Below are 24711 nucleotides of genomic sequence, written 5' to 3' on the forward strand. Positions count from 1 at the left end.
TGACGGAATAGAAAGACAACCATGAGTGACGGAGTATCCAACTATCCCGAAACCTGACGCCACAAGCCGATCTATGCCACACACCAATCATTTTTTTCGCTACCCGGAATTGAGACCTTCACGGTTGTGCCATGGCCGGGCTGACTCTCCACCAACAGGGTTCCACCCACCAGACGAACCCGTTCTCTCATGCTGACAAAACCCAAGCCTCGGGAAAGGAGCCCGTCCACTTTAAATCCCTGTCCATCGTCTTGAATGGAGAGAGTAATTTCCTGCTCGTCCTCCCTCAAAATGAGATGGACTGCCGAGGCCTGAGCATGTCTTGAAACATTTCGCAAGCTCTCCTGGACCACACGATACAGACATGTGCCCACCCCTTGGGAAACTTTTCGTGCTCCATCAGGCAACTCACACATGACCGGGATCCCTTCCCACTTTTCAAAGTCTTCGCACAACGAGCGAAGAGCCGAGCCCAATCCCAGATCATCGAGAATCGACGGGTGATATTGGTACGCTAAATGCCGAATATCATCGGACAGATTGGCGACGTTTTCATAGAGCTCACGGATCATTGGCGTGACGAGGTGATGATCCGGAAGGACGTCTTGCGCAGCTTGCAGCTTCAAGCTCAGAAGCGCAAGCCGTTGATTGACATCATCATGCAGATCACGGGATATACGCCGGCGCTCCTCTTCCTGCGCAGTCAGGAGTTGGGCAGCCAGTGAGCGAAGCTCCTGCTGTTGAATTTCCAGGCGCTGAGAGGCTTCCTGAAGAATGGTTTCCGCTTGTTTTCTTTGGGTAATATCCGTGGCAATCCCGCACAGTGCATACGGTTTCCCCTTGAGATTCAATAAGGGAAACTTAAATACGTGTTCGATACGGATTCCCTCTGACCAGGCCGAAACTTCATCGGATTCATAGGCCTCCCCGGTTTGAAAAATTGTTTGGTCGATATCCTCAAATCGCGCAACCCGTTCGGATTGAAAAATTTGACTATCGGTTTTCCCCAGTATTTCTTTCTCGGAGAGACCCACATTTTTTTCGAACTGCCGGTTGACCTTCAGATACCGCCCCTCAAGATCTTTGAGCCAGATGGAAACCGGACTGTGATCAAGAATCGCTTGAAGTTGCTCCTGATTCTGCTGAAGCAGCTGCTCGGCCTGCTTGCGAGGGGTTATATCCGTTCCTGTCGCAATAACATATTTGACGTTCCCTCTCAAATCATGAATGGCCTTGGTTTCCCACTGAATCCAACTCAGCTGACGCGATTGATTCACCAGGGCCGATTCAAACAAGACCGGCAGGCGCCCAGACTGGCAAGCCTCCACAATGTTCCTGGCCCCCTGATCATCCTCCCCTGAAATGACACAGAGATTCACAAAAGGTTGTCCCTTTAAATCATAAAAGGAGTATCTGACCATCTGCTCACAGGCCCGGTTGGTGCGAAGAATCCGCAAGTGCGGGTCAAGAATCACCACGAGGGCGCCTGTCGTGTCCAGCACCTGGTTCACAAACCTTCGCTCTTTCTCCAGAGCATCCTGCGCAGCCCGTTGCCTGGTGCGATCAATGCCGGTGGCAATCAGGTATTTCGCCTCACCCTGGTTATCCCGAAGCACGGTATTAGACCAGGCAATCCAGCGCAGTTGCTTCTGTTTGGTGATCCAATAGTTCTCATGAACGTTCGGGGCTTGACCTCGGAGAAATGCCTGAAAATACGCCTTGACCTCTTCCACAGCCGTGGCGGGCAGCACGGTCTCCCAAAATGGCTTGTTCTGAATTTCTTCAGAGGAAAAACCCGTCAGCATTTCACAGGCACGATTGAACCGGATGATGGTTCCCTGGGAGTCCAGGACCACGATCAATGCGGCGGTGGTATCCAAAATTGCCGAAATAAATTCCTGTTCTTTCTCAATCGCCTCCCGTGCTTGTCGACGTTCGGAAATATCCCGCAACACCACCGTGAATAATTTTTTGCCGTGGCCTTTGCTCTTTCCTTTCAATTCCACTCGTGAAATGGTCGCTTCGATCGGAAATTCCTCCCCGTCATCTCGTAGTCCGAAAATCTCCCTCGCCTGCCCCATATCCCGGGAGACCTGCGAATCCTGTCCGAACTGGCGATGGTGTCTATGATGGGCTTCCCGAAACCGCTCGGGGATAAATCGATTAATTGACTGCCCCAGGGCGCTCGAAGCGGGACAGCGAAACATCTGCCCGGCGGCCTCGTTAAACAGCACAATCCGCTCCTCTTCATCGGTAGTCACGATCGCATCCATCACACCATTCACCACCACTCCCATCAAGGCCTGTTGCTCATCATGTGCGATTTCTATTCGTTCCAGTACCGTCACATTTTCGACTGCGATTCGAAACAGATTTGCCATGCCCGAAGATTCCATGGTCTCCAAGCAGCCTTCCAAGCGGACTCGATGGATGCTCTCGCCATGCTGCAAGGTCAGAATATCGGAAGGCTGAGTACCTGGTTTCTTTTGCAACGTTTCCAGATATAGACGAAACATCCCCTGGTCATCCGGTTCCACAAATTCTTCAAACTTTTTGTGGATGATGGTCCGCCGTGGCAGTCCCAGCAAATGACAAAAAGTCAAATTGGCTTCCAGAATGCGACCGCTTCCATCGAGCGTGACGTATCCCACCGGTGTAAAATCAAAAAGGGTGGCATACCGGTCCCGGGCCACCTCCAGGTCAACCTGTGACTGTCGAAGCTCCTCGTTTTGCATCTCTAATTCGATTTGATGCACTTGGAGTTCGTGCACGAGATGTTGCACTTCCTCGGGCGACATCTTTTTTACCTGGGCGGGCGTAGTGTTCAAGGCCATCTCAGCCTTTTGACGCAAGAGGTTATTCCCGGCAGCTGGTTTTTTCTTTGGGCTCATGATTGGCTTTTTCCCGGATTTCTGCCTCCCCATTGTTGCCCTAGACACCTAGCGACTCACCCCTGTTGTCTGAATTCAGATGGATCCCCGCTGACAAATTAGGGGGTTGGCAGAAATCTAGACATTCCCCCGCTTGCGTTATCCGGCATTCAGATTCTGCCGTTCCTCCGTGACATCTTCCATGGCCAGAAAAATCAGTCGCGGCTTACCAGGCTCCTGTTCGAGACGGCGTCCATTTAAGACCAAAGACCGTTGCCCGACACGTGGAAACGCATGCTCGATGCGAAAGTCTTGAAATTTGCTGTTTTGGGGGAGAACCTCCTCGAGTAATCGGCGCAATGCGGGAATATCCCACTCCCCTTCCCCCACCTGATACAAAAATTGCTGTTCCACCTCTGATGGGGCAAGATGGAACATGTGGTAAAGGGCCTGATTGGCTTTCACGACTCGTAATTCCCCATCTAAGACCATCAGCGGTTGACGGACAGTCTGAATAATGCTTTCGGCAAACTCCTGGGCCTCTCGTGCGGCGATTTCTGCTTTTTTGACTTCGGTGATATTGAGAAAAGTGAGGACTAAACCATCAATGGTATTCCTGGCAGTCCGGTAGGGAAGAATTCTGATGATATACCATGCCCCACCGCTGGCTTGAATCTCCCCTTCGTGAAACACGAGCGTGCGAAGAACTGTTTGAGCGTCTTCGATCAGCCGTTCGCCACTTAATTTCGAGGCAATATCCGCCAGTGGCCGGCCGACATCGGTGGCAATGAGATTGATGATCTTTTTGGACGCCGGCGTAAACCGTTTGATGTTCAGATCATTATCCAAAAAGACCGTAGCAATTTGGGTGCTGTTGAGCAGATTATCCAAATCATCGTTTGTCGCGGACAGTTCGTCGATTTTGCCTTGTAATTCGGCATTGACCGTCACCAGTTCTTCATTCAATGATTGCAGTTCCTCTTTGGACGTCTCCAGTTCTTCATTGGTGCTTTGTAATTCCTCGTTGGTGGACTGGAGTTCCTCATTGGTGGATTTCAGCTCTTCATTCGAGGTTTGCAGGGCTTCAATGGTGCGTTGCAACCGTTGTTTCGTATAGCCCAATTCTTGAAGGATGCCTGGTGATGGCGCAACATCGCGTTTAGCGGGTTTAGCGGAAGCTTTCTTTTTCCCCTTTAGGTTACCGGAAGGCCCTTCCGGCTTGGAAGCAAAGGTCACTTGATAGAGCCCTCGCAAGGGTTCCGGCTCATCAATTTGCTTGACCGCCAGATCCACCGACACAAAGGTCCCATTGGTTTTCACGTGAACATCCTGTCGCACGATTTCCTTACCCTTGATCGTTGCTTCATGCAGGGCAGTCGCCAGATCATAACGTAACCCTTCCCTGGCCATGTTCAGCAGGATAAGGTTCGGCTGCCCCGGCGCCGGTTCTAAATAGGTGCCGGTCCGTCCATGGATATAGACAACCTCCCCTCGTTCATTGACGAAGACACAGGCCGGAGCATATTGCTCCAACAACATCGTTTCGACCATGGCAGGGATGGAAGGGGCCGGATCGCGTCGTGAACGGTCCACACCAACCAGACTCTCGCGTTCCGTTTTGATTCCGCCGACCGGGAGCCCCTCAAGGCTGGTTCGATCAGTCGCTCCGGCTTTGCGCTGATAGACTTTCCACTTTCGATCGACGGTCTCGAAGAGCCCTTCCTCAAAATCCCCAATCGTTTCTGAAGACCCCAGAAACAGCAGGCCTGGGTCTTTCAACGCGTAATGAAAGAGCGGAAACAGGCGCCGCTGCGTTCGCCCCTCTAAGTAGATAAGCAGATTGCGGCAGGAAAGGAGATCCAGCTTCGTGAACGGAGGATCGGCCAGCAGATTGTGCTGTGCAAAGATCACGAGATCCCGAATGTCTTTCTTGACACGGTAATTACTGTCTTCTTTTATGAAAAACCGCTCCAACCGTTTCGGAGTTACATCATTCGCGATCCCCGCCGGATAGATTGCTTTCCGAGCCACCTCGATAGCCTGGGCGTCCAAATCAGTCCCAAATACCTGAACATGAAACCGGACCTTCCGGTCCGCCATATATTCCCGAAGAAGGATGGCCAGCGAATAAGCTTCTTCGCCGGTTCCGCAGCCGGGCACCCACACCCGGACGAGATCCCCATCCGATTTAGAATTCAGGAGTATCGGGAGGCCCTGATGCGCCAGAATCTCGAAGGCTGCAGGATCCCGGAAAAAGCTCGTGACGCCGATGAGAATTTCCTGAAACAGCGCATCCAACTCGTGTGGATTTTCTACTAAATAACGCAGGTACTGCTTGGGACTCTCAATCTGATGGACATTCATCCGTCGCTCGATACGGCGGCGAACCGTATTCGTTTTATACAGGGAGAAGTCATTGCCGGTTCGATCACGCAGGAGCACAAACATTTTCTGTAAAAACGGTCCCACATCTTTTTCTTCATCTGGTCCCGATGCCATAGGCGTCAGATAGGGACCTCGGATATAGGCCAGAATTTGCTCGGGCATCTGTGTCGGAGAGCAGACATAATCGACGATTCCGGTCGCGATAGCGCTTTGTGGCATCCCGGTATATTTGGCAGACTGCGGCTCCTGGGCCATCGTCATACCCGATTCCCCTTTTATCGCTTTAAGACCCAATGCGCCATCGGACCCCGTCCCGGACAAAATAACTCCAATGGCGCGATGCTTTTGATCTTCCGCCAGGGAACGGAAAAAGTAATCGATAGGTAAGGGCAGTCGGTCTTGCAAGGCCGGTTCCATTAATTGCAACCGACCGTTGAGCAATCCCAGGTTTTTTCCGGCCAGAGCCAGATAGACCGTATCGGGCTTCAACACTAAACCATCTGCGACCTCCATCACCGGCATGGTGGTACATTTTTGCAAAAGACCAGGAAGCAAACTGATATGGCTGGGAGACTGGTGGGGAACCACCACAAAAGCCAATCCGCTATCGGAAGGCATCCGGGTAAAGAACTCCTCAAAGGCTTCAAGTCCCCCGGCCGAGGCTCCGATTCCCACTATCGGAAAGGCCGTCTGGGGTTTCCGGGCTTTGAATGAACGAGGGCTTTTCTTAAGCGGGGTTGGAGGCTTGGGACTGGATTGTAAGGTTTTTGATGAAATTTTACCCGAATTTCCAGGAGGGGTCTTCTTTGCAGGAACCTTTTTTTTAGTTGGCTTTGCAGGTTTCCCCTTGAATGAATTGGGCTTTATTGGAGTACCCATGCAAGCTTTTCCCCTAGGGGTAAGGTAGACAAGCACCCGGACAGAAGTCCGAATCATAGGGATTTTGGCTCAAAAGGTACAGCCCTTTTTGTCTCTGCCCCTCACTCACCCTGCGATGTATGGCATCGGGCATTCATTTCCGGCAGCTTCCGGTTTGGGTTCCCGCTCACCACACCCTGAGGAGGACAGAGACACGCCATATCCTAACCGTCATGAGGAGTGAGTCATGATTTTCTTACCAGGGTAATTTTTCTTATTTCCTAGGGCATACCCTAGTTCAAGCCATAGTGCGCTTGAGTTACCCTGGTCTCTCTGATTCCCTATACCTCTGGGAACATTCTCAGATGTACCATTCTGTTTTTTTATTTTTTCTTCCAGGGAGGTGTACCATGAAGTCTTCATGCCTGTTCGGGGGGTTCGTTGCCTGCCTTGCGATGGTGGGATTCGGTCACTCAGACGCGGATGCCAAGAGGCTTTTCAACAAGGGGGTCGAGAAGGCCGCGGCCGAAATCGCTGGTTGTACCGATTCCGCTATCCAGGGAAGAGCGACCCTGAAAGAACGTTTCACTGAAGAAGGCATTAAGGAAGTGGAAGTTTCGATGTTTGTGAAGGGATTGTCGGATGGCAAACATGCGGTCCATATCCATGAAGCCGCGGCATGTACACCATGCAGCGCGGCCAAAGGCCATCATGATCCAGGAGCCATTGACCTCTACAGCGGCAACCCCAACGCACCGGACAGCCCTCATTTCAATCACCCGTTTCATATGGGAGACCTTGTGAATATTGAAGTCCGCAACGGGATAGGTGTCATGCATACCACCACGAACCGTATTACCCTCTCAGAGGGGCGCCTCAGTATTTTTGATGAGGGTGCGGGAGACGATGCGGGCAGTGCCTTCATCATCCACACCAACCCCGACCTCTATTGTGACCTGGTGGGCGAGGATGAATTGGTTGCGGGCTGTGCAGGTGGCCCCCGGGATGCCTGCGGCATCATCGAACCGGTCACTCGCCCTGATCGGCATGATCGCTAACAAGTATCCGGTGTTGGCGGGAATCTTCCTCCATACGTCCTGTTCGATAACCTGTCACGGACAGATATTTTTTTATTTGTCGAATGGATCAAGGGTGAGGAAGACTGGGACCAATAGTTCGAAAGCTCTGGGGAAAGATGCTACAGTTCGGTGGCGGTTCCACTGACATTTGCATCTTTCCCCGAACTTTTCTCGGCCGTGCCATGTCACGTTAACTAATTTTGCGGTTCAATGTTTCCTCGCTGGCTATTTATGGTTTCGCCCTATTCTCAATGGGATTGGCACCGTTTTCTCTCCTTATTTTCTCAACATTTATTCCTTCCTCACTCCATATTCCGGATTTGGCATAAGGTTTGATAGATCCTCTTTGTTATCGAATCTCTCTTCACCCTCGCTCACATAGTGAGCAGCATGGTTCGAATGAGGGATTAATACATTCATTGCTTTAGGGACATCACTTGAGAAAAACTTATACCGGGAGGTGACATGATGGATTGTTCCCGCTGCCATGGGTTGATGGTTATGGATACCTGTCTGAATATGGAAAATATTCATAAGACTGTTTGGATTTATGAATGGCGATGTGTGAATTGCGGGGAAATTTTTGATTCGCAAACCCTTTCCAATCGCAAAATGCGCCAACATAAATCCTTTCCCAAACATGCTCAAGAGGTTGCCTGAATGTTTCACACCCAAAGGATACCCCATGAATCATTTGCTTAGTCTTCTCCTGCGGAATGGGAGCCTTGCCTTGCTGATCCTGTGGATGGGAATGAGTTCGGGATGGGCTCAGGAGCAGGATGTCATAGCCGGAGGGAGGCAGCTCTTTCAAAAATTCTGCGTATCCTGTCATGGAACCCAGGCCAAGGGGGACGGTCCTCTATCTGAATCTTTAAAGCCCAAGCCGGCAAATCTGACCAGGTTATCAGCCAATCATGGTGGGACATTCCCCTTTTGGCATGCGTACCGCACGATCGATGGGCGCGATCACATTCCAAGTCATGGCACGCGTGATATGCCGGTGTTTGGAATATGGTTCCGGATACCGGATGATGAAGTCTCGATTGAAACAGAGTGGGCCGACCAAGTGCGAGGGCGGATCTGGCAACTGTTGTCGTACCTGGAATCTATTCAGGAGCCATAAGAGAGGAAGACTCTGACCGTCCATAGATGAATATCCCTACAGATAAGCGAGCAGGAGGACATCATGCATCACCCACACCAATACCTTGGGTTTCTCAGTTTGATCCTCATCATGGCCTGGCCCATTCTGGCGTTCAGTCAGGAAGTTCCAGGCAACCCTCAGAATGGGAAAATCCTGTTTGAAAAGCATTGCGCGAATTGTCATGGAGAAAAAGGGGCCGGTGATGGGCCGGACACCCAATTCCTGTTGGTACAGCCCGCGAATTTTCACTCGTTGGAATCCCGATCAAAAACCGATTGGGAATTAATGAATGTGATCACCTTTGGAGCCGTCTTTTCTCCTATGCATGGGTGGTCAGAGCGTCTGACGGAAGATGAGCGCTGGGATGTCTTGCGATATATCAGATTCCTTGCTCCCTTTAATCCCATCGCCAAACTTCATCCTTCCACAGAGAGGCAGGGATAACAGCTCAACCACTGTATTCAGGTCATTGGGTTATCATTCATTTTCACATTAAGGAGGTTCAGCCATGTCAGACATGTTAAAAGTGATCGAAGTGTTAGCAGAATCAGACAAGAGTTGGGAGGATGCGGCTTCGTACGCCGTGACCAAAGCAGCCAAAAGCGTGCATGGCATTAAATCGATTTACATTAAGGACATGGAAGCCAAAGTGGAAAACAACAAGATCACCAAATATCGCATTAACGCCAACATATCTTTTCTGCTGGATTAGGCAGAAACAAAAGGCCGATGGCTTCCTGCTCCTTGTCATGCTGACCCATTCGGCAAGCCTGCCCTGAGCGCAGCCGAAGGGGCTCAGGGCAAGGTTCATCCAAGGATTTGGCTGAGTTATGCTTCCGTCAACCTGGGGACAGGTCCTTTGCTTGAAGCTCAGGCTGACAACCGGCCAATGACACACATGGACGGCCTTGAGTCTTCAAGAGGGTGGGAGCATTTTCCCCATGAGGCGGATATGGGAATTCGTGGTTTTGGAATCACCAAGCCCCAAGCTTTTGAACAGGTAGCCGTAGCTCTGACGGCTGTCGTGACGGATCCCCAACAGGTTGATCCTCGGCTGGAGCGCCATTTCACCTGCGATGCGCCGGATGATGAGCTATTACTGGTTGATTGGCTGAATGCCCTCATTTATGAAATGGCATGCGGTCACATGGTATTCGGCCGGTTTGACGTCACGATCATGGACCATCACCTCAAAGCCATTGCGCGAGGGGAACCAGTCGATCGTATCAAACATGAACCAGCCGTAGAAATCAAAGGGGCCACCTATACCGCCTTATCTGTCAGGAAGATTGAGGGAAACGGCTGGGTTGCCCAATGTGTCGTGGATGTCTAGGAGCCTTTCGGACTTAGGAGATCGAAAGCGAAAAACGGCTGAGCGAGCCCAGATTTTGACGGTTTTGCAGCCCCCCACAGTGGGACTATAGGCCAAGAAAGCGGTGGAATATGGACCGCCGAGGCACTTTTGTAGCCGATTCTTCCGAAGTCCGACAGGCTCCTGGTCTTGTCCGTTGAACATAGCATGCATGCTGAGCCGACGCTGTCAACGTACCCATTGATTCACCATTTTTTGTCCGACAAACCGTATGGACCTGAATCTCTTATCCCGTGTCTCTGCGTATGAGTGGCACATTCCTCAGAAGGGAATTATGCGCGTGCCGGGAATTATCTATGCAGATGAGTCACTCATCCGTGACATGGATCTGAAGGTGTATGAACAAGTCGTCAATGTGGCCACACTCCCGGGAATTGTCCAGGCCTCGTTTGCCATGCCCGATGCTCACTGGGGCTACGGGTTTCCCATAGGCGGAGTCGCCGCCTTCGATCCGCAACAGGGTGGTGTGGTATCTGCCGGCGGTGTGGGGTTTGATATTTCCTGCGGCGTACGGGCCCTCTATACCGGTCTACGTGCGGACGATATCACGCCTGTGAAAGACAAACTGGCAGACCTCTTATTTGCACAGGTGCCCGCTGGTGTGGGGAGTACCGGTCGATTGCATCTGAAACCCAAGGAAATGGATGACATGCTCGCCGGGGGCGCCCAATGGGCGGTTCACCGGGGCTATGGGACGGCAACAGATTTATCGCACATTGAAGAGCACGGCTGCATGACAGGGGCAAAACCCGCGTACGTATCTGATCAGGCCAAGAAACGCCAGCAGGACGAAATGGGCACGCTAGGATCAGGGAATCATTATTTGGAAATTCAGGAGGTCGTGGAAACTTATCACGATCCTCTGTCGGAAAAGCTCGGTATTCATTCCGGGGACATCCTGGTCAGCATTCATTGCGGATCTCGAGGGCTTGGGCATCAAATCGGCACCGAATACCTCAAGAAAATGGTGGTGGCGGCAAGCCGGTTTGGCATTACGTTGCCGGACCGCGAACTGGCCTGTGCCCCGATCGACTCCCCCTTGGGCCAGGAATATTTAGGGGCCATGCGAGCGGCGATCAATTGTGCCTTAGCCAATCGTGAAATCGTCACGCATTTAGTGCGTCAAGCCTTCTCGGAGATCTTTCCTCAGACATCCCTACCGCTGCTCTACGATGTGTCACACAACACCTGCAAAATGGAGGAGCATCAGATCGGCGGCCGGATTCGGCGCGTCTTTGTCCATCGAAAGGGTGCCACGCGTGCGTTTGGTCCGGGACATGCGGCCATCCCTCCTGATCTCCAAGCCTTCGGTCAACCGGTTCTTATCGGTGGAACCATGGGTACAGCCTCTTATCTTCTGGTCGGAACGGAGGAAGGCATGGATCTGGCCTATGGGTCCGCCTGCCATGGAGCAGGACGCAGTATGAGTCGACACCAAGCCACCCGACAATGGAAAGGTCAGCGGGTGATTCAAGAATTAGCGGCTCAGGGAATCCTGATCAGAAGTCCATCCGCACGAGGGGTCGCCGAGGAAGCCCCGGGTGCCTATAAAGACGTCACCGCCGTGGTCGATGCGGCTGAACAGGCGCACTTGGCCCGCAAGGTAGCGAAAATGCGCCCCTTAATCTGTATAAAAGGATAAGGACTCGACAATCTCAAACGACTACAACCAGGGCATCGCATTCGCATCATTCATCAACACAAAGGGAATTTGTTATGGATCACGCTCAACGAGAACAGAGTCTTCTCAAGATCTTAGAAGCCTTCACGAAAGGGTTGACCACCTTAAAGGAGGCGATTGCCCTCGTCCATTCCGCGAACAATCAACTGCCGGCAGGCGAACCACGAAAAGCCATTCAAAAAAAGATTGAAGAAGCGGAACGGACGATCCAGGTTGGTCATGCGGCTATGGGGCAATCCCTCGGCTTTCAACTCTGTCACTGCACATGGCCCCCTCAGGTGATGGCAAGCAGCCACTATTCAAATGAAACGAAGGTTGAACAATTCACCTGTCCCAATTGCGGGAAAAAGCTTTCGCTTTCCGGTCGGCCGGCACCGGGTACGGCTATGGCCGCCTTTGACCCTTATGATGTGTATTAAGGGGCAGTACCCTTTTATTGGTTTTGAAATATAAACAAGGAACGTCCCTGGTATGAAACCGCCTGCCTCAACAACTGAATCCTACATCCTCTGGTTTGAAGAAATTGGCTTACAGGATATCAATCGAGTGGGAGGCAAAAATGCCTCTCTTGGCGAAATGTACCGGGAGCTGACTCCCCAGGGGGTCAGGATTCCCAACGGGTTCGCCATCACGGCTGAGGCCTATCGCTATGTGCTTCGTCAGGCCGGACTCGACTCAAAAATACAACAGATCCTGGGCGATCTGGATACCGGGGATATGTCCAACCTCCGTCAACGAGGGCGACAAATCCGACAGGCGATTATTGGTGCCACCCTTCCTCCAGCATTGGAACAGGCCATCGAAGAGGCCTATGACCGATTAAGTACCCCATCAACCGGAGGAGCCGACGTCGCCGTACGGAGCAGCGCGACAGCGGAGGATTTACCGGATGCCAGTTTTGCCGGACAACAAGAAACTTATCTCAATGTGCAAGGCCATCAGGCGCTCCTTGAAACCTGCAAGCGATGCTTTGCGTCCTTGTTCACCGACCGGGCCATTTCTTATCGAGTCGATAAAGGGTTCGACCATCTCCAAATCGCGCTGTCTATCGGCGTGCAACAAATGGTGCGCTCCGATCTGGCCACAGCAGGCGTGCTCTTCACGATTGATACGGAAACGGGATTCCCCGATGTCGTTCTAATCAACGCCTCCTATGGGCTTGGGGAAAATGTCGTGCAAGGCGCCGTTAATCCTGATGAGTATTATGTCTTTAAGCCCACCCTCAAGCAGGGGTTTCAACCGATTCTTCATAAAATTGCGGGAAGCAAGGAATTCAAACTGATTTATGATATCGGAGGGAGCAAAATGGTCAAAAACGTGCCGGTCTCCCCCGATGACCGCAACCGTTTTGCCATGAACGATGAGGAAATTCTGACGTTGGCCCGATGGGGGTGCCTCATTGAAGACCATTATAGCGCGAAGAAAGGCCGGGTTTGTCCCATGGACATCGAATGGGCCAAGGACGGACAGACGGGAGAGCTGTTTATTGTTCAAGCCCGGCCCGAAACGGTTCAGTCCAGAAAAGATCCCGATGTGATGGAAACCTATCACCTGACCAAGCGAGGACAGGTTCTCATTGAAGGCCGGAGCGTGGGAGAGAAAATCGGGCAGGGCCCGGTTCGGGTCATCACCCATGTCCAACACCTTCAGGACTTTCGAGCAGGAGACGTGTTGGTTACGGACAAAACCGATCCGGACTGGGAACCGATCATGAAAAAAGCGTCGGCCATCGTGACCAATCGAGGAGGACGAACCTGCCATGCGGCCATCGTCAGTCGGGAACTCGGCCTTCCGGCTATTGTCGGGGCAGAGCGGGCGACCGACGCCCTCAAGAACGGGCAATCGGTGACGGTGTCTTGTGCGGAAGGGGACACCGGCTTCGTCTATGAAGGCCGGCTCCCGTTTGATGTCGAGCGGGTTTCTTTAAAAAATTTGGGTCACCCCCGCACCAAAGTCATGATGAATATCGGAAATCCTGAAGAAGCCTTTTCGCTTTCCGGCATTCCCAATGACGGCGTCGGGTTGGCACGCCTGGAATTTATTATCAGCACCTTCATAAAAATCCATCCCTTGGCCTTGCTGGAGTATGGCCACATAAAGGATGCCGCCGTGAAAGCTGAGATTGATCGTCTCACCACTGCGTATCCCGACAAAAAACAATACTTCATCGACAAACTCTCTCAAGGGGTCGGCATGATCGGGGCAGCCTTTTATCCGAAAGACGTCATTGTCCGCATGAGCGACTTTAAGTCGAACGAATATGCAAATTTAATTGGCGGCCAGAAGTACGAACCGACAGAGGAGAACCCCATGCTCGGATTTCGTGGCGCATCCCGCTACTACGATCCCCGTTACCGGGAGGGCTTTGCCTTAGAATGTCAGGCCATGAAAAAAGTCAGGGAGGAGATGGGGCTCACCAACGTGAAGCTGATGATTCCATTTTGCCGGACAGTTGAGGAAGGCAAAAAGGTTCTCGAGGAGATGGCCAAACACGGACTGAAGCGTGGCGACAAGAGTCTGGAAGTCTATGTAATGTGCGAAATTCCGAGCAACGTGATTCTGGCCGAAGAATTTGCCGGGATCTTCGATGGGTTTTCCATCGGCTCAAATGATTTGACACAGTTGGTGCTGGGAGTGGACCGGGATTCAGAAATCGTGGCCCATGTGTTTGATGAGCGTAACCCCGCAGTCAAAACATTCATCGCCCAGGTCATAAAGGCCGCCAAAACCAAAGGGCGAAAAATCGGCATCTGCGGCCAGGCCCCCAGTGACTATCCCGAGTTTGCGCAGTTCCTTGTGGAGCAGGGCATCGACAGCATCTCCTTGAATCCCGATGCTATCCTCAAAACCACGGTCAAAATTCTGGAAATGGAACAGGCTTGAGATAAGAATTGATCCAAAGGCGCCTCCTTCGAAATGGTGACCCAAGAACGGGGCTATCACTCCCCCACGTAGCCACGAAAAGAGAAAGGAGCCATAGAACCCATGTCACATCCTGAATATATGACCATGACCGAAGCGTTAAAGGGACTAAGGAGCCGGGGCTTTACCACCAACTTTGCCTTTCTTCATCATGCCTTTTGTGCTGTCGAAAGCGGAAAGACATTCAAACCGGAAGAACTCACAATCCGTGAGCATCATCGGTTTGAAGGCATCAGTGATCCCGATGATGAGTCGGTGGTGTATGCCGTCGAAACGCATGATGGTTTGCGGGGAACCATTGTCGATGCCTATGGCATCTACGCCAATTCGGAACTTGAGGCGTTTTTGGAAAAGGTCAACATGCGTGAAGAACGGTAACAAGGCTTCCGAACGGAATGACCGTCATTCCACTTGGCCCTCCACCTTTCGTAGGTGCAATTAGATTTTGACTATGCCCCCTCCAGGTCTTCACTAGATCAACCTCATTGACCTATCCGATTGCGCATTCAACCGGATTGCAGTCATGTAGGAAACGGAATCTACGTGAATCGGGTGCCCCTCTCCTTAACACTTGGGAAATGGCCTGAGTGCTTCCCTCTTAAGACGGGTCCGCAGCACAGGCGTTTTGGCACGCGTCAAGCTGATACTGCACAATGGCCCATATTTGCTCATCTGAAAGCAGATAGGTAAAAGGCATATGGGATGTCCCTGGCACACCGAATTTAATTATGGAAAAAAGTTCTTGTCGGGTGAGGGGACGTCGCAAAGGGGTCTGACCATGACAATGGACGCACCGGGCAAGCCCCTCATATAAGGCCTTACCCTGTTGTATGCGTTCTAATGGCGGGGCCGAAGGGGTCGTCCTTTCGATTTCCTGTGCAGTTGTGATCTTGCCGGGTTCAACGATACAAAAAGCCACCATCAACACAAAAGCCAGCATTCCCCCAAAACCGTTTTGACCCATCCCGCCCATTTTGATCAATCCCATCAGAGTATTTTCCAACTGAATCACCCAACGTCAAGTTCGTCATACAGGCTTCGAAAATTGGAGTTAGCCATCTGGTCAACCATCCTGCCCTCGAAGAATCAGTGCATTCCTCTAATCGATCCGCCAAGTTTTTAGCGACATACCGGACCTGTGCCGTTTGAGCCGTCTAGTCCGACCTACCCGTTCTTATGCCACCGGTCCGGAGGCCCTATCGTCGAATTTCCCGGCTCCGCAGAAGGGAACCCAGTTAACATTAAAAGGACTTTCAGGAGATTTCCATTGGTTACTTTATAGTACCTACTTTACTTTAGTAACTAGTTACTTATCTTAACCAATAAAGAGGGCCGAGACAAAATGTTTATAATTTAACTGAAGGTGACAAAATGGGAGAATGCGAACGCTGCAGAGGATTCATGGTGAGAGACAGTGTTTTTAACGTGGACGGGCAATTTCTAGAAATTGAAATAGGGAGATGTCTCAATTGTGGCCATGTTGTTGATCTCAATCTTCTGAAAACCCGACAAATGGAAAAGAGTAATATGACTTCTAATCAAGAAGAGGTCTTGGTCTAGACACCTCATTCTTCTTATCATTTCGAGTGGTCTCATGAAAACCGGAAAGGGAATTGCCGATGGTAGAAATTTTCGGAGAACTTAGCTTTCAGTACTTACTCATGGCCATGATCCTGGCCGGCTTCTTTTGCGGACCGTGCTTGGCCGCCAGGATGATTCCGTTATTCAGGCGTAGACTAACGCAACATCCCCATGGATTCCGGTGATTCGTGTGCCTAAAAACAGCGCCCTTCATGAATTTGATCAAGAAGTAAAATTCTTTTTTATTTGGGTAAACCAATTCGTGCAGGAATCTGTCCGGCTATAAGGGAGGTAATGATGAACATGATTCGTCCGACTATCCAACCTCGAATCCACCGGCTCGGCAGACGATTTGTTCACGTCGGTCAAGGGGTGATTGTGAGCATGATCTTGGCTTTCTCGTTGGGAACCCCCTATCTGCTTCACGCTGAAACCGCTTCTCACACCATGACCAAGGAACAGGCTATAAAACTGGGAGAAGATTTCGGCATCATCGTCGGAGAAGTGGACGAGGAAATACGAGATTTTCTGGGCTTAGAGCGCGCAAAAGGCGTGGTCGTCTTTGAGGTGATCGGGGGAAAGCCTGCGGCCCTTGCCGGCATAAAACCCCGGGCCCTCATCAAGGAAATTAATTCTGTCGAGGTGACCACCCTGGAGGATTTCGGCCTGGCTCTAAAGGACGCGTTGCCCACAGAAAATTTTTCCGTGGCAACCTATGAACCGTCTGACCCCGACAACCAGGGTATCAGCGGGGGAATTAACTTTCACTTTGTCCGGGTTGAAAAAAGCTAAACCGGCTAGGATTCCTTCCTGAAATCAGGAGCGGACTTCACACTTCAAAAACCGGAGTTGGCAGGATTTCAAAAACAAGATAAGTACTTTTCTATCCGGATTCCTTCATCTCTCTCCCTTTCGATTTTATCAGCTGCATTCCTTTTTTTCTGTGAGAATCATCAACTCAGGAAGATTTCCAGCGAAAGCTGTCCGGGTCTGGCCCGATATACATGCCCTCGATTTGAGGTAAATCACCTTTCCACGACACTCAAAGCCCCACGAGGATATTACGCATTCCTTCCAGCAAGTGATTGTGTGAGGAGGCTTACTCGGCAGATAACTTTCAGAATGATTTTACTGAGAGTTGTCTCACATTCCCGCGGAAAATTTTTCATGTCCGGTTGAATGCCAAGACCAAAAGAATCTTTGGAGAAAATAATGTGTACCTATTTTTTCCGTTCAGTTTTTTCCTTTTGGGAGGGAGGAATCCTGGAATACTGAGTTACCGTTTTTCTTCCTTTTGTCTCTTTCCCCTGAATGTTGGTGTTTGCAGTCTTTTTGGTCTCAAGATCCTGCCATCGGCCGGCTAATGTATTAATTTGATCAAGAATCGTGGTGAGTTCCCGGCCTTCTGGCGTGAGCCCATAGGTCACCTGGGGAGGAATGGTCGGGGCTTGGTGACGAAAGATAATTTCAGCCCTTTCCAACGATCGCAACCGCTCCGTCAACATTTTTGAGGAAATGCCCGGCATTTGGCGCTTGATCTCGCCAAAACGGGTTTCCCCATTGTTATGCAGGCGGCAGAGGATGTAAATCGTCCACGGTCCGGCGAGAACACGAAGAAGGGAATCCAACGGACATCCGAAGGAACTGGGAGGCAATTTCATGGTTACTTTATAGTACCTACTTTACTTTTGTAACTAGTTACTTATCATAACTAGCATGAGGGTCAAGGTGCAAGTAAACGTTTCCAAAAGGAGGGAACAATTTTATGACAACTGAACAGATGGGTTCAGAGATGATGAAATGCCAACGCTGTAATGGGCTGTTAGTACGAGATAGCATTTATAATCTCGAGGGGCAGTTTCACCTTCTAGAAGTATTGAGGTGCCTCAACTGTGGAGAAACGGTAGATACGACTATTCTCAGAGCCCGGGGAATAGAAATTAACCGGAGTGGGAAAAAGGAACTCCAGTTTGCCTCAGGGCACGTCAATTGAGAGAAATGTTTGACGGGATCCGACTGGGGGAGGACGACTCTGAATCCAAACTGGAAAAGAAACCGGAATCAAGGGATTTTTGGATATGGGCGTGGAGTATGAGTGGAATGACCAGTGCGAAGGATTTGCATCATGCGCCAGGTACGAATGGCTTTCGAGTGATTATTAAGCGCAGGAGAAAGCGAGGCCACCATGGCATCAAATGAATTGTTACATCGACCCTTGCAACCCTCGGAAAAGAAAAACCGGACCTTAAAAAATTACTCCCTCCAGCAGGATGGCCTGATGCATTCATCCGGTGCTTCTATGGAATTATCTGCCTCATTTCAGTCTTTTCCCTCCTCTTCTTTTGTGGAAAGGGACCGAAAGACCGGCATGAAGATGCCAGACTCCTATCCTGATGAATTCATGGATCCTACTCATCAACATCATGAGGACCCCCTCACCGCCAACATGACGATCCCTCTCTTCTTGAAAGACATTGGTCGAGTTCCGCTGTTGACACGAGAGACCGAACTCCAGCTTGCTCGACAGATCAAAGAGGGTGCCAATAACCTGGTCGCCACTCTTTTCAGTTTACCCGTCATCCTTATTCGTCTCCTGGGTTTTCGAGATCAATTGCACACCGGAGATCTCCGCGTCAGTGATCTGGTCATCATGAGTTCCGAAGCTGGGTCAGAAGGCGAAACTCCTGCATCCGGAACCCGACACGAGGCAGGACAAAATTTCCACAAGACTCTCAAGCATCTTGATGCGATCGCTCGGTTAGCCAAACCATTTCTGTCCCATTTTGCGCAACGTCCGGCCATGCATGGTACCGCGCCCGATAATTTCCGTACCTCTGCTTCCTTTAAAAAACCTATTCAACAATTGGTAAAAAGAATAGCTGCCCTGAACCTGCGCCCGGACATACAGGAAAGCCTGATTCAGGGAATTCAAGGGATTAAAGAAGAGATTCTTACCCACCAACAGATCCTGGATACCAGCCGCCGCAAACAACCCGGGAATGCCTCCAGAGAAGCTCTGGCACGTCTTCGGGAGATCGAGAAGTCTCTTATTTTGATGCCGTACCAGGAATTTTTGCGATCCTGTGAAATCCTTGATCAGACCGTCGCCCAGGTTCATCAGGCAAAAGCACAAATGGTTGAAGCCAATCTGCGATTAGTCGTGAGTGTGGCCAAGCATTATACGAACCGCGGGTTACATTTTTTGGATTTAATCCAAGAGGGCAACATCGGGTTGATGAGAGCGGTCGATAAATTTGATTATGCACGTGGCTATAAGTTTAGCACCTATGCCACATGGTGGATTCGACAGGGCATTACCAGAGCCATTGCCGAAAAAGGGAACACTATTCGAAGGCCCGTGCATATCTATGAAATTACCCAAAAAATCAAGAAGACCTCCCAGCATCTTACTCAACGGTTAAGACGGACGCCGACTCTTCAAGAACTGGCGGAAACCACCGGGCTACCTGTTGCAAAAGTGCAAGGAATCTTGGAGGGCTCCTATGATTCCGTTTCCCTGGACTCCCCGTTGGATGAACAGGGTGAGGGTACACTCGGAGATATTCTTGAGGATCACGAAGCGCCTTCGCCGTTAAAGATTTCGGAGGAATACAGCTCGAAAGCCGCCATCTCCCGCCTCCTTAAAGCGTTGAACCCACGTGAAGAACGCATTCTTCGCATGCGGTTTGGCATCGGGTACGACGAAGAATCCACATTGGAAGAAATCGGACAAACCTTAGGGGTTACTCGAGAACGGATTCGGCAGATCGAAACCATCGCCTTAAAAAAATTGAGGGAACCGGTTGTTCGACAACATTTAGAGAGTTTACTAAACAATTAAGCGTATTGATTTCATTTCACACCGGACCAATTCCCTCTATCCACGTTAGGGAAAAAGCATACACATGTCATTCCCATAAAGGCGAGAAACCGGATCACCGTTTACGTTTCAAGCTTTCTTGTCCAGACCTCACATCGAAAATATAACCTCGTACACGCGGTCAGTGACCTCCGTAATTTTCAAGCAAGAGATTTTTTTGATGATAGTGAAGGTGCGCCCTATACCCTGCTTAATTGTGACACTTCATGTGTGCCCACACTTGGTAATCAGGCGTTAGCTCCTCTCCTCTCCTTTCCTTTGACTTGCTTGGGGAGCCTTACACCAGAAAAGGCCATTTCCCCCCTCAAGGTAAGCATTCTTGCCTATCATCTGGGAATTTTCGGCGATGCCATTTTTGTGAGGATTTTTTCTTGTTGGGGAATACGGACAATTCCGACCAGTGAAATTCCATACAACCCATGGCCTTCCATAATGGATCGATTTGGCCACACGACAACGTTCTCATTACCTCAGTGATGAGTCGCTATGGATGGACACAAGGTGTTGACCGACTCTGGGAGGAGAGTTTGATCTAAGTATTCCTGCGGATCTTCATCGACTCCCTGAGTTGATCTGCAGGTTTTCTCGGAAACCTGGAGAATGTCCAATCCTCTATCCAGTCACCCGTGCTCCTCAAACATGAGCAGCCGGGGCAGTGATTTTACGGTTGCAGGCCTGTCTGGGCATTCCCTTTCACGGTACCGATCGGGAAATACGATTCATTCATCCCTCTTTTCCCGAATTTTTACCGGCCATCCAGATTGAAATTTTTCGCATAGGAAATGTTTTGGCTGATCTGGAAATTACACGGACAGAATCAGATGTCATGATCAATGTGACGCGACAAGATGACTGAGCATTGTGACAGTCAGATGACACGATTTCTGTTTAGTATTCCATTCAGTAATTGAACATACGCGTAAGGGCAAAGGATCACCATAATTTTGGACAACATGAAATCTTCTCACCAGAGACTATGGTTTGCAGTTCACCACAAAATGCAGGTAAAAATCCTGACTTTGCTCGCTTATAGTCTGCTTCTCCCCTTTTATATGAGGTAGGTGAATGCGATCCTTACTCATTCTTTTCCACATTTGATTTTCAATGATTCAATGTTATCAGACATGTCTAAATCCCCTAAATCACTGTTTCGTTGATTTGCTACAAAGACGACTTCGGGTCCGGAAAAATCTGGCTCCTTATACGCATAAACCATAGCATTAGGTCCTACAATCAGACTTTCAATTTCATTATTCCAACTCTGGCCTGCGACATCTTCTAATGTGGCTGACTGGAAAGGGCCCATGACTTTGACATGGGGATCATCAATATCGAAGTCGGTATCCTCAAATATCTCTGCCCAACAATTCTTATCGACTGCCTGCATTTCCATATCACTCATACCGGCTATCATATTTTCCTGACCGTAGGCCATTCCCGCCATGAAGGTCAGAGCCAATGCCCCGTTAAACATGTGAGTGAATTTCATTTGACACCTCCGTATTAAGTAATAAGGTCAATTTGAAAATGAATTCTTATGGCACATATTATCCTTGGCTAAAACTCTTCCACACTGGATTTTAATGATTCGATCAGATCAGAGATGTCTAATGGACGGAAATCACGATATTCCCGAAACACAAGCACTCCCTAGGCATGCCATCGCTTGGATCCCGGCAAACAAGGTATTATAGAAGGAGAGGAACCTGAATTATGCGGGCAGAAATACGACTACACCAGGTGTTTTCCGCGCTGGCAATTTTTCTGTCTGTTTTCATGGTATTCGTTGTGAGTCAGGCCGACACGCAAAAGCCCGTTGTCTTTGTGGCCCCCATTGAGGGAGTTATTGATCTGGGGCTCGCGCCATTTGTGCAACGGGTATTAGACGAAGCCAAGGCCGCTGAAGCCAAAGCCGTCATATTAAACATTAATACCTTTGGCGGTCGGGTCGATGCCGCCGTGCTGATTCGTGATGCGCTCCTGAACTCCAAAGTGCTCACCGTCGCGTTTATCAATAAACGAGCCATCTCCGCCGGAGCGCTTATCAGCCTGGCCTCCGAAAAAATTGCGATGGCAGACGGCGGCACTATCGGTGCTGCCACGCCGGTGCAGATCGGTCTCCCGGGTTCACCGGCCCAACCGGTTGAAGAAAAAACCGTCTCGTATATGCGCAAAGAGTTCCGGGCAACCGCTGAGCAACGGAATCGCCCCCCGCTTATCGCCGAAGCGATGGTTGATGCGGATGTGGAAGTTCCAGACCTGGTTAAAAAAAGTAAACTGTTGACTCTCACCACCAAAGAAGCGTTACAGGCCGACATCGCGGACTTCCAGGCCAATTCGCTGGAGGCTGTGTTACAATCTGTGAACCTCGCTGATGCTGAGATTCGCTACGCGTCAGAAACCTGGGCTGAGTCTCTGGTGCGGTTCCTCACACATCCCGTGGTCAGCTCCTTATTGATGACCGTTGGGATTTTGGGAATTATGCTGGAAATGCGGATGCCCGGCTTCGGGGTTCCCGGCGCCCTCGGGCTCATCAGCCTTGCCCTCTTTTTCTGGGGGCACGGGCTTGTTCAATTAGCCGGATTGGAAGAATTTCTACTGGTCGGACTGGGCCTGATACTGGTTGGACTGGAAATTTTTGTCATCCCCGGCTTTGGCATTGCCGGAATCTTAGGAATCATGGCACTTATGGGAGGACTGGGGCTGAGCCTCATCGGGACCGGAGCAACATGGGACTTCATGCTGTCCGCATTGGGGCAAGTTGCCCTTTCAATTCTGGTGGCCATCATCGCCGCCCTCATTGTTCTGCGCTATTTCCCACGCCTTCCATTTGGAAGGCGACTGATATTGGAGACCAATCTTCAAGCTCAAGAGGGATATGAATCGAGTCCGCCAGAAGACCATCGCTGGCTGGGAAAACAGGGAATAGCCGTTTCAGATCTTCACCCTTCCGGCATTGCCCGTTTTGATAGAGAACGAGTGGATGTGGTATCCGACGGAACCTTTATTGATGCCGGGCAACCTCTTGAAGTCGTGCGCATCGATGGGAATCGGGTGGTGGTTCGACTCGCACCACCCCAATCCGAAAAAGAGACGGTCTGATCAAACGAGAAGCCTTGAGATTCATGCAGTTTTCTTGAAATCAGTGGCTATTATGTTGCGCACTCGTGGCTTCTCCTTTCGTATCGCGCCGTGACCGTTTCAAGTTTATTTACGTCTTCGTTTTCCATCTAACTTCTATTCCCCGGGAAAAACCGTCATGGTTCTCATTTTTCAGTTTCCTGCTGAAATATTTCCCGGAATATGATCTCTGCAGCAACGGCATGGCCCTTTTTGTTCCAATGATCATCGTCTCTGAGATATAAGAGTTCCTTGTCTCCATAGGTCGAGAGAAATGGGAGCAAATTGAGCGTTCTGAATCCCTTCTGCTCAGACAGCGTGGCGATGTAATCGATAAAATGAGGTTTGTCGGATATTGGGGGGAAATTTTCATAAAACCGTCCGTGAAGCCTTACAGCCGTCGGAGCAATGACCACAATGACATTGAAGGAAAATTCTTTTCCCAATTGCGCCATTTCTTCAAAAACTTGATCTAAACGTGGTCTGTTGGGGTGATTCAAAACATAAGAAAATGGTTTCCCTGCCCTTTCTATGTATTGGGGAACGAACAAGCGCGGTCCAAGGTTCGTAGCATGATAGAGAGGAAACCAAGATTGTATTCCGTCAATGATGTTTTGGTTAGACCGGTTTTCCTGCAAGGATGGAATCCGAAAAACAATGTCTTCATCACGTATTTTCGTGATCATCGCTTGCTCTTTGATGAGAAAGGGAATTTCGTGCAAACTTTGAAGAACGGTTCCCTCAATCAATTGCTCCATATGACTGGGATTGTTGGGATTAGGGAGACGATTTTCTCCATGGCTATCTTCAAGATCGTTTCCCTCATAGATCATCCAGAGTAGTGTATGGATTTTCATAGAGTTTCCCGAGGTTTCTATCAGATATTTCAGTAGTTCGAGTTCTTGTTTTGGGGAGGAATCATGTATTCCCAAATTGTAAATCGGCCGGTGCGTGGCATCTTCGAGAATTCCAACCCAGGAGTGTGCGGAATCAATAGCCCATCCGAAGGTAAAAGAATCTCCAAGTGTAAAAATGTCAGCTTGGTCCAATGGGATAGTATTCCGAAATCCGTGCTGGTCGATGATACACGAAAATTCCTGGAGCTCGAACACAGATTTGGCAAGAGTCGGTGATTGCATCAACTCGGGACTATATAATACCCCATAGTGAGTCCCACTGACCGAAAAATTGGCTTTATGTAATCGGAAATTGCGATCTGTGGGATAATAAAGGGGAGGATACAATTCCCTCCAGGTCATCGCAGAATCAAATGGTCTCGATTCCTCCAGACGAGGTTTTCCGACGGACTGGGACTTGAGATGGATAGCATATATGATGTCCACAATGAAAAGGCTACCCAATGACACACACACTACTAGGCCGAAGTTTACAAGCTGCTTTGAGGAGATCATCCCGCGAAGCATGATGGTTCGTATTACAATGAAGAACACGCCAAGAGCAACCGGAAAGGAGAGGCCTATCAGGCCCAGCCCTATGCCCTTGCCGCCGATAGACCGGCCCAAAAACATCACCAGGACAAAATATAACCACAACAACCCAAGACTGGTAGTCGCGAACACCATCGCGTAGCTTTCCCTTTTGTTCATAGGTTCCCTTTCAGGGATAAGATCTTTTCATAATGGTCAAAAAAAATGTGGGTCCTGGACCAAGATAGAGATGTCACCATATTAACTCCACCTGATGTCTGTTGATTTTTCATTGAATTGGATCGGCATACGAATCCAGAAGGGTACGAAGGCAGAAGGGCTAAAAACTGCTCAAATTCCTGACCATTGTTGTTATACTTTATACTGGTTCT

21 protein-coding genes are annotated in these 24711 nt (G+C 50.0%); 14 read left to right on the top strand and 7 right to left on the bottom strand.

From position 1 onward, the window contains the following. Nucleotides 1-71 precede the first annotated feature (71 nt). Together H6750_00740 and H6750_00745 are read right to left on the bottom strand one after the other, a co-directional pair. Nucleotides 72-2891 carry a PAS domain S-box protein gene (locus tag H6750_00740; GenBank protein MCB9772837.1) on the bottom strand — a complete coding sequence of 940 codons (2820 nt, stop codon included), beginning with the start codon at nt 2889-2891 and terminating at the stop codon, nt 72-74. A gap of 138 nt (nt 2892-3029) precedes the next feature. Further along, nucleotides 3030-6134 carry a PAS domain-containing protein gene (locus tag H6750_00745; GenBank protein MCB9772838.1) on the bottom strand — a complete coding sequence of 1035 codons (3105 nt, stop codon included), beginning with the start codon at nt 6132-6134 and terminating at the stop codon, nt 3030-3032. A 389-nt stretch (nt 6135-6523) separates the two neighbouring features. On the opposite strand from H6750_00745, the gene H6750_00750 reads away from it, so the two are divergent. Continuing rightward, nucleotides 6524-7171, top strand: a complete 648-nt coding sequence (locus tag H6750_00750) for a superoxide dismutase family protein (protein ID MCB9772839.1) — start codon at nt 6524-6526, stop codon at nt 7169-7171. Nucleotides 7172-7483: 312 nt separating this feature from the next. Here the strand turns inward: H6750_00750 and H6750_00755 are convergent, their stop codons facing one another. Beyond that, entirely contained in the window at nt 7484-7879 is a 396-nt protein-coding gene (locus H6750_00755; protein ID MCB9772840.1) for a hypothetical protein, read from the bottom strand. A gap of 58 nt (nt 7880-7937) precedes the next feature. Between H6750_00755 and H6750_00760 the strand changes: the two genes are divergently transcribed. From H6750_00760 to H6750_00795, 8 genes are all read left to right on the top strand, one after another. Beyond that, the gene (locus H6750_00760; GenBank protein MCB9772841.1) at nt 7938-8315 is read left to right on the top strand and encodes a cytochrome c; all 378 of its coding nucleotides are present in this window, start codon (nt 7938-7940) and stop codon (nt 8313-8315) included. A 63-nt stretch (nt 8316-8378) separates the two neighbouring features. Beyond that, on the top strand, nt 8379-8780 hold the full coding sequence (locus H6750_00765) for a cytochrome c (GenBank protein ID MCB9772842.1): 402 nt from the start codon (nt 8379-8381) through the stop codon (nt 8778-8780). 73 nt (nt 8781-8853) lie between these two features. Then, nucleotides 8854-9048, top strand: coding sequence for a dodecin domain-containing protein (locus H6750_00770; protein ID MCB9772843.1), 195 nt, complete (start codon nt 8854-8856; stop codon nt 9046-9048). A gap of 186 nt (nt 9049-9234) precedes the next feature. Continuing rightward, complete coding sequence (locus H6750_00775) at nt 9235-9669, top strand: archease (protein MCB9772844.1); 435 nt, start codon at nt 9235-9237, stop codon at nt 9667-9669. A gap of 250 nt (nt 9670-9919) precedes the next feature. Continuing rightward, nucleotides 9920-11350, top strand: a complete 1431-nt coding sequence (locus H6750_00780; protein MCB9772845.1) for an RtcB family protein — start codon at nt 9920-9922, stop codon at nt 11348-11350. A 74-nt stretch (nt 11351-11424) separates the two neighbouring features. Further along, nucleotides 11425-11808, top strand: coding sequence for a hypothetical protein (locus H6750_00785; protein MCB9772846.1), 384 nt, complete (start codon nt 11425-11427; stop codon nt 11806-11808). A 52-nt stretch (nt 11809-11860) separates the two neighbouring features. Continuing rightward, the gene (ppsA, locus tag H6750_00790; protein MCB9772847.1) at nt 11861-14272 is read left to right on the top strand and encodes a phosphoenolpyruvate synthase; all 2412 of its coding nucleotides are present in this window, start codon (nt 11861-11863) and stop codon (nt 14270-14272) included. 102 nt (nt 14273-14374) lie between these two features. Beyond that, nucleotides 14375-14689: a phosphoribosylpyrophosphate synthetase gene (locus H6750_00795; GenBank protein ID MCB9772848.1), complete on the top strand. Its 315-nt coding sequence runs from the start codon at nt 14375-14377 to the stop codon at nt 14687-14689. A gap of 220 nt (nt 14690-14909) precedes the next feature. Here H6750_00795 and H6750_00800 read toward each other — a convergent pair whose 3' ends face one another. After that, on the bottom strand, nt 14910-15299 hold the full coding sequence (locus tag H6750_00800) for a cytochrome c (protein ID MCB9772849.1): 390 nt from the start codon (nt 15297-15299) through the stop codon (nt 14910-14912). A gap of 887 nt (nt 15300-16186) precedes the next feature. Between H6750_00800 and H6750_00805 the strand changes: the two genes are divergently transcribed. Next, on the top strand, nt 16187-16684 hold the full coding sequence (locus H6750_00805; GenBank protein ID MCB9772850.1) for a PDZ domain-containing protein: 498 nt from the start codon (nt 16187-16189) through the stop codon (nt 16682-16684). Nucleotides 16685-17112: 428 nt separating this feature from the next. On the opposite strand, the gene H6750_00810 is transcribed toward H6750_00805, so the two are convergent. Continuing rightward, nucleotides 17113-17553, bottom strand: a complete 441-nt coding sequence (locus H6750_00810; GenBank protein MCB9772851.1) for a helix-turn-helix transcriptional regulator — start codon at nt 17551-17553, stop codon at nt 17113-17115. A gap of 104 nt (nt 17554-17657) precedes the next feature. On the opposite strand from H6750_00810, the gene H6750_00815 reads away from it, so the two are divergent. From H6750_00815 to H6750_00825, 3 genes are all read left to right on the top strand, one after another. After that, entirely contained in the window at nt 17658-17885 is a 228-nt protein-coding gene (locus H6750_00815; protein ID MCB9772852.1) for a hypothetical protein, read from the top strand. Nucleotides 17886-18077: 192 nt separating this feature from the next. Next, nucleotides 18078-19733 (top strand): sigma-70 family RNA polymerase sigma factor, encoded by a 1656-nt coding sequence (locus tag H6750_00820; protein ID MCB9772853.1) that lies wholly within the window; start codon nt 18078-18080, stop codon nt 19731-19733. Between the two features lie 694 nt (nt 19734-20427). Then, nucleotides 20428-20628, top strand: coding sequence for a hypothetical protein (locus H6750_00825; protein MCB9772854.1), 201 nt, complete (start codon nt 20428-20430; stop codon nt 20626-20628). A 222-nt stretch (nt 20629-20850) separates the two neighbouring features. Here H6750_00825 and H6750_00830 read toward each other — a convergent pair whose 3' ends face one another. Continuing rightward, nucleotides 20851-21261 (bottom strand): hypothetical protein, encoded by a 411-nt coding sequence (locus H6750_00830; GenBank protein ID MCB9772855.1) that lies wholly within the window; start codon nt 21259-21261, stop codon nt 20851-20853. A gap of 224 nt (nt 21262-21485) precedes the next feature. Between H6750_00830 and H6750_00835 the strand changes: the two genes are divergently transcribed. Continuing rightward, complete coding sequence (locus H6750_00835; protein ID MCB9772856.1) at nt 21486-22874, top strand: nodulation protein NfeD; 1389 nt, start codon at nt 21486-21488, stop codon at nt 22872-22874. Nucleotides 22875-23038: 164 nt separating this feature from the next. Here the strand turns inward: H6750_00835 and H6750_00840 are convergent, their stop codons facing one another. Then, nucleotides 23039-24499: a hypothetical protein gene (locus tag H6750_00840; protein ID MCB9772857.1), complete on the bottom strand. Its 1461-nt coding sequence runs from the start codon at nt 24497-24499 to the stop codon at nt 23039-23041. Between the last annotated feature and the right edge of the window lie 212 nt (nt 24500-24711).

Source organism: Nitrospiraceae bacterium, from assembly GCA_020632595.1.
Taxonomy (GTDB): Bacteria; Nitrospirota; Nitrospiria; order Nitrospirales; family UBA8639; genus Nitrospira_E.

Coding starts and splice junctions, on each gene's coding strand:
- H6750_00740 (MCB9772837.1), bottom strand. CDS start 2,891: ATGAGCCCAAAGAAAAAACCAGCTGCCGGGAATAACCTCTTGCGTCAA.
- H6750_00745 (MCB9772838.1), bottom strand. CDS start 6,134: ATGGGTACTCCAATAAAGCCCAATTCATTCAAGGGGAAACCTGCAAAG.
- H6750_00750 (MCB9772839.1), top strand. CDS start 6,524: ATGAAGTCTTCATGCCTGTTCGGGGGGTTCGTTGCCTGCCTTGCGATG.
- H6750_00755 (MCB9772840.1), bottom strand. CDS start 7,879: ATGGGGTATCCTTTGGGTGTGAAACATTCAGGCAACCTCTTGAGCATG.
- H6750_00760 (MCB9772841.1), top strand. CDS start 7,938: ATGGGAATGAGTTCGGGATGGGCTCAGGAGCAGGATGTCATAGCCGGA.
- H6750_00765 (MCB9772842.1), top strand. CDS start 8,379: ATGCATCACCCACACCAATACCTTGGGTTTCTCAGTTTGATCCTCATC.
- H6750_00770 (MCB9772843.1), top strand. CDS start 8,854: ATGTTAAAAGTGATCGAAGTGTTAGCAGAATCAGACAAGAGTTGGGAG.
- H6750_00775 (MCB9772844.1), top strand. CDS start 9,235: ATGGACGGCCTTGAGTCTTCAAGAGGGTGGGAGCATTTTCCCCATGAG.
- H6750_00780 (MCB9772845.1), top strand. CDS start 9,920: ATGGACCTGAATCTCTTATCCCGTGTCTCTGCGTATGAGTGGCACATT.
- H6750_00785 (MCB9772846.1), top strand. CDS start 11,425: ATGGATCACGCTCAACGAGAACAGAGTCTTCTCAAGATCTTAGAAGCC.
- ppsA (MCB9772847.1), top strand. CDS start 11,861: ATGAAACCGCCTGCCTCAACAACTGAATCCTACATCCTCTGGTTTGAA.
- H6750_00795 (MCB9772848.1), top strand. CDS start 14,375: ATGTCACATCCTGAATATATGACCATGACCGAAGCGTTAAAGGGACTA.
- H6750_00800 (MCB9772849.1), bottom strand. CDS start 15,299: ATGGGATTGATCAAAATGGGCGGGATGGGTCAAAACGGTTTTGGGGGA.
- H6750_00805 (MCB9772850.1), top strand. CDS start 16,187: ATGATGAACATGATTCGTCCGACTATCCAACCTCGAATCCACCGGCTC.
- H6750_00810 (MCB9772851.1), bottom strand. CDS start 17,553: ATGAAATTGCCTCCCAGTTCCTTCGGATGTCCGTTGGATTCCCTTCTT.
- H6750_00815 (MCB9772852.1), top strand. CDS start 17,658: ATGACAACTGAACAGATGGGTTCAGAGATGATGAAATGCCAACGCTGT.
- H6750_00820 (MCB9772853.1), top strand. CDS start 18,078: ATGGCATCAAATGAATTGTTACATCGACCCTTGCAACCCTCGGAAAAG.
- H6750_00830 (MCB9772855.1), bottom strand. CDS start 21,261: ATGAAATTCACTCACATGTTTAACGGGGCATTGGCTCTGACCTTCATG.
- H6750_00835 (MCB9772856.1), top strand. CDS start 21,486: ATGCGGGCAGAAATACGACTACACCAGGTGTTTTCCGCGCTGGCAATT.
- H6750_00840 (MCB9772857.1), bottom strand. CDS start 24,499: ATGAACAAAAGGGAAAGCTACGCGATGGTGTTCGCGACTACCAGTCTT.